This is a genomic window from Streptococcus oralis (genome assembly GCF_001578945.1).
Lineage (GTDB): Bacteria > Bacillota > Bacilli > Lactobacillales > Streptococcaceae > Streptococcus > Streptococcus oralis_Q.
Window position 1 is genome coordinate 194,023 of sequence record NZ_KQ969552.1, and the last position, 10,561, is coordinate 204,583.

The following is a 10,561-nucleotide window of genomic DNA, read 5'->3' on the forward strand; positions in this document are numbered from 1 at the left end:
TGCCATGATCAAACCATAGTTGGTCGCCATTTCGGCCTGCATGGTCGCAACTCCGAGTGAGATGGTCAAGTTTTGACGTGAAGTCAACATAACCAACTGCATAAAGTAGTCGTTCCAAGTATTGATGAAGGTAAAGATCGCAAGAGCTGCAAATCCTGGTTTTACAATTGGGAAGGCTACGCTCCAGAAGGTACGAATCTCACCACAACCGTCGATTTTAGCTGATTCAAGCAACTCTGTCGGGATATTTTCACTGAATTGTTTCATGAGGAAGACCCCAAATGGCCATCCGATCAAAGGCAAGATAACTGCCCAAAGTGTATCGTGAATTCCCATGAAGTTGACGATACGTACCAATGGTACAAGGACAACTTGTTTTGGAAGTGCCATGGCAGCGATAAAGACTGCAAAGAGGATGCGTTGACCATAGAAACGTTTTTTAGCCAAGACATAACCTGCTAGAGAAGAGGTTGCACAGACTAAGAACATGGTTACCAGTGAGATAAATACAGAGTTCCACATCCACTGCATAGCAGGGTTTTGCACCATGAGTTGTTGGAAGTTCTCCATGGTTGGCATTTTAGGGAACCACTGTGGCGGAATCATAATGGTATCAGGCTGTGATTTGAAGGCCCCTGTCAAGATCCAGTAGAATGGAAAGATGAACAGCACGGTCAACAAGAGCAAGATAATCGTTGAAATAACAGTGAAAGCTGTTAAAGGTTTCTTTTGTGTAGGTTGCATAACTGTCTCCTTTCTTTAGTATTCTACGTCGTTTCCGAGGATCTTGAATTGAGCAAAGCTGACAATGGCAATCATGACTGCCAAGAAAACACCGATGGTATTGGCATAGCCGTATTCTGTCAATTGGAAGGCTTTCTCGTAAAGATAGTACATCAAGGTACTTGTTGAGTAGTTTGGACCACCAGAAGTCAACAACTGAATCAAGGCGAAACATTGGAATGAGTTGATAGTCGTAATAATCGCGATGTAAAGAGTTGTTGGAAGAAGGCTAGGCCATTTGATCTTCCAGAAGACTTGAAACTCAGTCGCACCGTCAACACGCGCTGCTTCAACAAGTGAATTATCAATATTCCCCATGGCAGCGATATAAAGGATAATCGGTTGACCAACAGATGTTGTCAAAAGGATAATCATAATCGCTAGCAAAGCCCAGTTTTTATCACCGAGCCAAGAAATGTTTTGGCTGATGATGTGGCTTGACTTAAGGACAAAGTTTAGAATCCCTGATAGGGGGTCATAGATCCATTTCCATACAACCGTTACGGCAACACTACCTGTAACTACAGGAAGGAAGAAGACGAAACGATAGAAAGATCTAGCAATAGCATTTTGGTGATAAGTTTGAGATGCCACAAAGAGCGAGAAGAGAACCACAATCGGTACAGATCCAATAACCAAGATGACGGTATTGATCAAAGACTTGGTAAAGACAGGGTCTTTAAACATACGAATGTAGTTGTCCAATCCCACAAACTCAAAACTGGTCATGGAGTAGTTAAAGAAACTTGTAATGAATCCCATAATCATAGGAGCCAAGACAAAGATGACAAAGAAGAACAACACTGGTGCTAGGAAAGCGTAGGAAATCACTGTTTCCCGCATGCGAATTTTATTGACTTTCACAGTCGGCACCTCTCTTTCAAATAGAATAGTTTTTGATTTTCTTGAACTGTTTTAAAACCAAAATGAAATTTTTTAAGATTCGCTTATGTAAGAACTTCATTTTAATTTCGTGACAGTTCCTACCATTTCAAACAAAAGTCCCCCTTTTCTTACACCATAGTGCACAGGGAAAAGGGGGAATCAATCTGACTTAGTGCTTATTGTTTTGTAGCTTTTTTGATGGTTTCGTTAGCTTTTTCAGTGAAGGCTTTCAAAGCATCCGCTGGTTTTTCGTCACCGTTTGACACAGATTGCAACATTGGGAACCAAAGTGTTCTCATTTCAGCAAATCCATCGATAGTGTTGTAGTATGGTGAGTAGTATTGAGTCCAGCTGCTGATTGTTTCCATACGTTTGTCTTCATAAAGTTTGCCAAATGAAGTACGAACTGGGAAGGCACCTGTACGAACAACGTCTTTAGGACCCCATTCTTTGTCATCTGCGATGAATTGAACGAATTTCTTAGCTGCTGCGACTTTCTTGTCGTCTTTGTTGTTAAATACTGCAAATCCATTTACAAGGTATTCAAGAGCTGGTTTACCAGAGTCTGATGGGAATGGTACTTCTACCACATCTACCTTACTTGCTTCCAAAAGCTTCGCTTGGATACCATTTTGAGATGGTGCCCAAAGGATGGTGTATGAAGTTTGACCGTTCGCAAAGTTTTGGATATCTGCTCCACCATCAAATTGTGAACCATTATTCAACAGACCGTCTTTAATCCAGCTAGCGGCTTTTTCAAGACCTTTGACGAATTTAGGATCGTCAGTTGTATATTTGGTTACATCTTTATCTGTTACAGAACCGCCATAAAGGTTTGCGATGAAAGCACGTGTTCCTTGGTCTCCCCCTTGACCAGAACTGAACAATGAACCTGGAGTATATCCTTTATCTTTAAGCGCTTTCAAAACTTTTTCAAAGTCATCTGTTGTCCAACCTTCTTTTACAAGGTTTGCAACTCCAGCATCTTCCAACATTTTCTTGTTCATAGCCATGTAGAATGGAGCTGAACTGATTGGATACATGTAAGCTTTGTCTCCAGCCTTACTTGCTTGTACGATGTTTTCGTTGTTGACATCTTTGACGAATTCGTCTGTGAAGAGGTCGTTCAACTCAGCCAATTTACCATTTTTACCGTATTGGATGATACGCCCTGGTGCGTCAAAGAGTACGTCTGGCGCTGTTCCTGCTTCGATGGCTGTTGTGATCTTTTCAGGACCTGACTTGAAGTCGATGGTTTCCAATTTGACACTAATATCTGGATTGGCTTTTTGGAAGGCTTCGATGATTGATTTTTCATAAGTTCCAACACCGTCACCCGTTTTTTCTTGTGTGAAGACTGGGAATGCCCACCAAGTGATTTCTGTTTTTCCGCTATCGCTACTAGAACTTCCAGCATCTTTACTTCCACCAGAGTTACCACAAGCAGCAAGGCCAAGAATCGCAGCACCCGCAAGTACTGTACAAGCTAGTTTTCTAAATTTCATTTGTATTCTCCTAATTGATAAGCGTATCCATATTGGATAGTGAGTAACCTTCTATTTGTATACGTTTTTATTTTCTCCGACGCATCGACCACTCTCCTCTGTTTTGAGATTATGTTATTTAAGACCGGCAACAAAGCGTTCCGTAATCTCTTTTGGTCTAGTAATCGCTCCACCGACAACGATGCCTCGCACCCCATATTCAAGGATTTGTTTGGCTTGTTCTGGTGTATGAATTTTTCCTTCAGCGATGACATCCACACCGGAATCGCAGAGTTTTTTGATCAATTCAAAATCTGGACCATCTACCTTAGGACTATAAGAGGTATAACCTGATAGGGTTGTTCCAACAAAATCAACACCTGCCTCAACTGCTGCAATTCCTTCTTCAAAAGTACTGGTATCAGCCATCAAGAGTTGATGCGGATATTTTTCTTTGACTTGTCGGATAAAGTCTTGGATTTCCAAACCATCGTAACGTTCACGTTTGGTACAATCCAGAGCAATGACCTCGATATCTAGTTCAACCAGTTCATCAACTTCTTTCATAGTAGCTGTAATGAATGGCTCCTGCGGCGGATAGTCACGTTTGATAATCCCGATAATCGGGAGTTTCGTAACCTCCTTGATCTCCTTGATATCGCGAACACTGTTTGCTCGGATACCGACCGCTCCACCTTGCTCAGCCGCTTTGACTAGCAAGGGAATGACTCCTCCCGCTTCTGTATAAAGCGGTTCGTGAGGAAGTGCCTGGCAAGAGACAATGATTCCATCTTTGATTTGTTCAATCAAGGCTTCTTTGCTAATCTGTGGCATCCTCTTTCCTCCCTTTCTTGTTCTTATGTGCTTATTATATATCATTTGTTAAGCGCTTTCAATAGCTTGTAGTGGAATAGATTTCAGTTTCAAAACTATTTTATAGAACAGACTATCCTGAAAGTAGTTTCAGACATCTTAGAATTTCTTATTAGCACACTTCAACTCGAAAGAAAAAGATAGCAGGCTGAAAAACCTACTACCTCCTTCTATTTTTACAAAGCCGAATGATTAAAATTATTCTCTTATTTTTCTCTCTTTTTCCCAATTGCAAACAAGCCAAGGAAGAAAACTGTTAATCCTAGTGAGGCAAGGAGGCCACTCTCCTTGTTCCCCGTATCAGGAAGTGTCTGCTGAGCAAGAGGAGCTTTGTAAGTATAATCTTCTGCAGCAAGAGTTACAAGCGAATCAGTTCCCTTATATTCTGCAATTTCATGTACAGCTGCATCGGCTGCATTCACGCCACCTGTGTACTCAGGGAATTCATGTACTGCGGCCTCAACAGCATTAACCCCACCTGTAAATTCTGGTTTTTCAACTGTTGGGGCTGGTTCCTCACCTGCTGTACCTAATGGTCCTGTATACTCTGGAATTTCATGTACAGCAGCCTCTTCACCATTCACACCGCCTGTAAATTCTGGAACCTCATGAACCGCGGCTTCACTTCCGTTCATTCCATTCGAAAGCTTGGTGCCCGCCACAGAGACTGGTAAATTATGCATACTTTCAATAGCACCTTCTGCCAGACCTGTAACTTTTTGACCCATATCCTCTGGATCTACTGTAAATAGGAGGGTTTTTGTGTCATACTGGGTCATGAAGCGTGCTGTTTTACCATTTGCCAATTGAAGGGTTGGTACCTTGTTGACCAATACTTCCGAATCAAACTCCATAGCAAGAATGCCTGGCCATTTTTCAATCGCATATTTCACTTTTGCTTCTTTAGGAGAAATTCTTTCCTTAGTCAAGAAATCCCAGTTGAATTTCTTGAAGGAGAGTGTATATGGAACACCTCCAGGCGCATGATGTTCATATAAAAGTCCAAATTCATCTGGCCCAATTTGTTGAAGTGAGTTATAAGCATACTCGCCTTCTTGAATCAAATGGTGGTGTAACCAAGTCAACTGGCCATCTTCTTCTACACGAGCCACTCGAATATAACCATTTTTACGACCTGGACCGTTCGCATTCGCCAAGAGAATATACTCTTTACCATTTTGAACCGTATGAGTCGCAGCCATTTGAACATAAACATCTGGTACATCGTAGCGATCAACGTTATTGTCCCAAGTGAGACCACCATCATGACTGGTTGCAACCTGTAGATCTCTTGTCAATCCACGCATAAAGAGTTTGAGATCTCCATTGTTTAACTGAACAACAGAAGCCTCCGTGTTTTGAGCATAATAATTGTTCATGGTGCTTGAATCAATCACTGTACCATCATAAAGTTTGCGATTGTCGTTGACACCACCACCCATATACCAAGTCTTACCATGGTCGTCTGAGTAGATGATTCGAGATGATTGGGAACCATTGAGGTGGTTAGCTCGGTTGGTCGTATAGACTGGAACGACGATTCGACCTTTATGCGGTCCAGTACGAAGGGTTATCCCCACTCCAGGCCCTACACCTAAGAATTTCATCCAATCAGCTTTGACCATCGGAGTGATATCTTGAGGTGCTGACCAGGTCTTCCCATCGTCATCACTGTAGGACATCCATAGGTAACTATCCTTGGCAATTCTAAATGGAGAAGTCTTGTTTGTTGTGAAATAGATATTGCCTAATAGCTGGTCACCCTTGTATAGATCACCCTTGTCGCTATAGGCTGGTTCGACAGGATCTACAACAACGCGGTAGTCCGTCGCCTTGCCATCTGGTGTGTAGACAGTACCATTTTCTCGAATGGTATAAGCTTCCTTTTCTCCTTCACGATAGAGGATTTGATAGGTTTTGCCATTGATTTCTTTGTAGGCTTCTTCTTTTTGAGAAGACATTCCAAAGATTCCTTTTCCTTCTGGGAACATATCATAAATGGCAAAGATGCGTTTGGTTTCAGGATCTTGAGTCAAGGTCATGTCGATGTTCACTGGTGAGCCGATCGATGGATCAGAGGCCTTTGGGTTGTCACGTAAGTTAGTAATAGTTACTCGATCCCCCCAAGTTTTACCATTATCTTCACTACGTCTGATGACCATACCGATGTCGCCCCAGTCACTCGAATGAAGACGCCGTTCATCTGCACCTGCAATGAGAGTTCCTTTATCTGTCTTGAGAAGAGCAGGAATACGATAACTCTTGATTCCATCTTTATTTGGTTGGTTGTTCATTCCGCCTTCAAAGACGTCTTCTTTCTCTGAGATTTTCGCACCTTCAGGAAGTTTCTTCTCCAAATCACCTCTTTCAAATAGTTGACTTCTCGTCTGAACTTCTTCTGGGCTTAAGGCACGATTATAGACGGTTAGGTTTCGAACTTGTAGATTGCTTCCCCAAACTGTATTGCTGGCACGCTTGGTTGCTCCGATTTGAGCATGCGTTACATCTGGCATATCTTTGATGAAATTACCTGATTTCAGACTTGTTCGAGATAAAACACCGTTCACATAGAGACGCACTCGGCCATTTGGTAATTCTGCTGTCGGTTTTTCAACTGTAAAAGTCACTGAATTCCATTGTCCAGGGCGTACTTGTAAAGGAGCATCCGTATACTTATCATAGAATTGCTCCCCTTTGGCACCGCGCCCCTCAATCAAGGCTACTTGATTGTAGACTGCCATAGTGAAGTACTCATCTTTTTTAGTAGCACTTGACACAGAAAAGAGATTGTAGAATGCTGGAGCTTTGGCATCTGGCTTAAACTCCATGTGGACTGTTGCGTTTTCAAGTTTCTTTAGCTTTTCTAATTCGCTTGAAAGATCAACTCTCTGACCATTTGAAGCATTAGTTTCAACATCTTCTTTTTCTAGGACTGGAGTGGCATTTTGCAAATCCCTTGAATAATAATCACGAGGAATAGCATTTGAATCTGTTGATTTTTCTTCTTCCTTTAGGGCTGTTTCCGTTGCATTTCCTATCTTTTCTTCTACCTGCTTCTTGAGCTTATCTTGATCAAGTTCAGTCTCAGCTACATTCTTATCAGCATCAGATGCATTTGCTACTACGGCTTCTTTAGGCGCCTCTTCTGATGATTGGTCTTTGCCTTTTTCCACATTTTCAGTACTTGGCGCTACTACTTTTCCCTGTTCTTGGGCTAAAGCTGGCGAAACTCCAAATACAACTGTACCAATTAGTACAGAAGCTGTTCCAACTGCAAATTTCCGAATGCCATATCGTCGTTTTCGATCAAAATCCCTATACTTCATTTTCTACCTTTCATATTCTTCACAAATAAAACGCTTTCTTTTTTTCTTAAAATTTTTAGTTCCTCCAACTAAACAAGTAAAAAGAAAGTAACCGACTGAATGAGATCTCATTCTTCAAACGCCCACTGCTCTTACTCTCTGACCAAACAGTGGGAAATTTCCTCCTTTCACAAGTGACTTTTCCTTTATTATACAATAAAGTCTTATATTTATATCTATGTTATCATAGAATAGATTTTACTTTTAAGAATATTTTAATATTTTGAATTTTCTAAAAGTACTTTCAGGATTTGGACATAAAAAAGAGAGCTACTAAACTCTCTCATTCATCACTTCATATATTTAAAAGGAATCTCACTACCACAGAGCCAGTTGTAGACTTGGTCATTGACAAAGACATTCATGGCTTCATGAGCATACTCTGGCATGATGCGATAGGTCTTGTCGCAGGTCAGACGGTTGTAAATCGCAAACTGGGTAATAGGGTAGCAAACATCGTCATCCAAGCCCGTAATCATCTTGACCTCACCCTTGATACGATGGGCAAGATTTTTCACATCGATATAGGCAAGAGTCGCCATGATTTCCTCCTCTGTTTCATGGAAGGGATCGTGAAACTTGAAATATCGAAAAAGTTCGTCATAAGCTTCACTGGTATTGCCAATCTCAAGCACCCGTCTAAAGTCTGACAAGAAGGGATAGATGGCAACTGTTTTCTGAATCCGAGGATTGAGAGCTGCTGCAACCAGGGCTAAAGCACCTCCTTGTGAGGCACCATAACTTGAAAGTCTTTTCTCATCTACCTGAGGCAGACTGGCAATAATTTCGATCAACTGGTAAATGTCCAGATAGACATCCTTATAAAAGAGCTGGTCTCGACCTTCCACAGCACCACGGATGATATGCCCCTTCACCGTATTTCCTAGTGGAGAACACATGCCGTCTTGCGAATAGCCCGACTGGCCACGAACGTCCATAGAAACAACACCGTAACCAGCCACAGTATAGGTCAGCATATCGGCCCAGTCCCAGCCACGTCCCATATAGCCGTGAAAATGGAAAATTAAGGGAACTTTCTCCTCACTCTTTGGAAGGACGACGCGTGCATAGACCTTGCCTTCATTAGTTCCCTCAAAGGTTAGCTCATAGCACTTGACTTGTGGAATATGAAAATCTCTTTCCTCCAAATGGTAGGCTGGAAAAGATGAAACTTTTTTGACTTCTTCATCCCAAAAAGCGTCAAAGTCTTCTGGAACCTCATCCCTTCCTTTATAAGTCTTGATTTCTTCTAGCAAAGCTGGATTTTTCATAGCATGCTCCCTTAGTTTTGTAATCGCTATCACAACTGTAGCATATCTAAGAAAGCAATGCAAGAAAGAAAAGGAAATAGAGAGAATATTTAGATCCTCTAACTTCAAACAGAGCGTCTGAAAGTAGTTTTAAAAATAAAGAGAGCGTTTCCGCTCTCTGTGTATTAATAGGTGCTAGCTCCTTTCTCTAGTTTGACGGTTTGGAATTTCTTTTGGTAGGTTACTTTAATAGTCATTTGAGAGTCCTTCTTTCTTTTTGATGACTCTAGTATAAGACCCAAACCTAAAAGCTAGCTTATAGATTTCTTAGAAAAGGCTTAATCCAGATGTTCTTTCTTTTCTAGGTGGAGAGCAATCATGCGCCATTCTGGATTCTCTCGCCAACCTTCTATAGAACTAATGTAGCTGGCAACCTTTCTGGCTTCTTCTAAAATCGGAAAATCTTCGATAATATCAGCCACTTGAAACTCTGGCAGTCCTGACTGTCTGGTTCCAAAAATCTCACCAGAACCCCGCATTTTCAAATCTTCCTCGGCCAAGACAAATCCATTGGTGGTTTCTGTCATGATGCGCATGCGGTCTTTCCCAGACTCGGTTTTGGGATTGGCAACGAGAACAGCGTAGGATTGCTTGTCCCCTCGACCGACACGGCCTCTGAGCTGGTGAAGCTGACTGAGACCGAACCGATCGGCATCCATGATGATCATGACGGTCGCATTGGGAACATTAACCCCAACCTCGATAACCGTTGTAGATACTAAAATATCCGTTTTTCTCTCTTTGAATTCCTGCATAATCTGGTCTTTTTCGTCACTCTTCATCTTACCGTGTAGAAGAGCTACTTCTGCCTTGCCGGCAAAATGAGCTGTCAACTCTTCTGATAAGGCAATGGCATTTTTCAGATCCAGAGCTTCAGATTCTTCAATCAAGGGAGAGATGACATAGGCTTGAGAACCTTTTTGAATTTCCCCCTCTAGCCAAGTCAAGACCTGAGGCAGTTGCTCATGTTTGATCCAACGTGTCACGATAGGCTTCCGCCCTGCTGGCATCTGGTCGATAATAGAAACATCCATATCTCCAAAGGCTGTGATAGCCAAGGTTCGTGGAATGGGCGTCGCCGTCATCATGAGAACGTCAGGATTATCTCCTTTTTCTCGCAGAATACGCCTTTGCCCCACACCAAAACGGTGCTGCTCATCGATAATAATCAAGCCAAGACGAGCATAATCCACCCCATCCTGAATCAGAGCATGAGTCCCGATAATAAAGTCGGCCTCCCCCTTGGCAATGGTCTCCAAGACTGCTCTTTTTTCTGCAGCTTTTAAAGAACCTGTCAAGAGAGCGAGTTTCAAGTCTGGAAAAAGGTTCTGTAAACTCTCAAAGTGTTGCTCTGCTAGGATTTCTGTTGGCACCATGAGGGCCGCCTGGTAGCCAGCCGTCACCGCCGCAAACATGGCCAAGCCAGCGACCACCGTCTTTCCGCTCCCCACATCTCCTTGCAGGAGGCGATTCATGTGGTGGTCGGACTTCATGTCGGTCAAAATTTCCCGCAAACTCTTTTCCTGAGCTTGAGTCAGGGCAAATGGCAGACTTTCTTTCACAGCTGTCACTTTTTCCTGAGACCAATCTAGAACTAGACCGCTTCCCTGAACTCTGTTTTCAGACTTGAGCGTCTGCAATTGCATTTGGAAATAAAAGAGTTCCTCAAATTTGATACGGCGAAGTGCCTGCTTGTATTCTGCCAAATCCTTAGGAAAATGCATAGCGCGGACAGCCTGACAACGGGACATGAGTTTGTATTTATCAAGTAAAGACTGGGGAAGATTTTCCTCAATCAAGAGGGCCAGTCCTTGATCAAAAGCTGTCTTGATGACCTTGACCAGCCCTGCCTGACTGATTC

The 10,561-nt window shown here is 42.4% G+C and carries 7 protein-coding genes; all 7 read right to left on the reverse strand.

Annotation, left to right across the window (positions count from 1 at the left end; genetic code table 11):
- A partial coding sequence (locus SORDD16_RS06360) for a carbohydrate ABC transporter permease (RefSeq protein WP_241734022.1) occupies window positions 1-744 on the reverse strand: 744 nt, incomplete at its 3' end.
- Window positions 745-759: 15 nt separating this feature from the next.
- Window positions 760-1,626, reverse strand: a complete 867-nt coding sequence (locus tag SORDD16_RS06365) for a carbohydrate ABC transporter permease (protein WP_001209417.1) — start codon at window positions 1,624-1,626, stop codon at window positions 760-762.
- Between the two features lie 218 nt (window positions 1,627-1,844).
- Window positions 1,845-3,173: an extracellular solute-binding protein gene (locus SORDD16_RS06370; RefSeq protein ID WP_061452777.1), complete on the reverse strand. Its 1,329-nt coding sequence runs from the start codon at window positions 3,171-3,173 to the stop codon at window positions 1,845-1,847.
- A gap of 114 nt (window positions 3,174-3,287) precedes the next feature.
- On the reverse strand, window positions 3,288-3,986 hold the full coding sequence (locus SORDD16_RS06375; protein ID WP_061452778.1) for an N-acetylmannosamine-6-phosphate 2-epimerase: 699 nt from the start codon (window positions 3,984-3,986) through the stop codon (window positions 3,288-3,290).
- A 245-nt stretch (window positions 3,987-4,231) separates the two neighbouring features.
- Window positions 4,232-7,351: an SIALI-17 repeat-containing surface protein gene (locus SORDD16_RS06380; protein ID WP_061452779.1), complete on the reverse strand. Its 3,120-nt coding sequence runs from the start codon at window positions 7,349-7,351 to the stop codon at window positions 4,232-4,234.
- Window positions 7,352-7,680: 329 nt separating this feature from the next.
- A complete protein-coding gene (locus tag SORDD16_RS06385) occupies window positions 7,681-8,661 on the reverse strand; it encodes an acetylxylan esterase (RefSeq protein ID WP_061452780.1) in 981 nt (326 codons plus the stop codon).
- Between the two features lie 317 nt (window positions 8,662-8,978).
- Window positions 8,979-10,561 (reverse strand): ATP-dependent DNA helicase RecG (recG, locus tag SORDD16_RS06390; protein WP_081215167.1); only part of this gene is annotated, 1,583 nt, incomplete at its 5' end.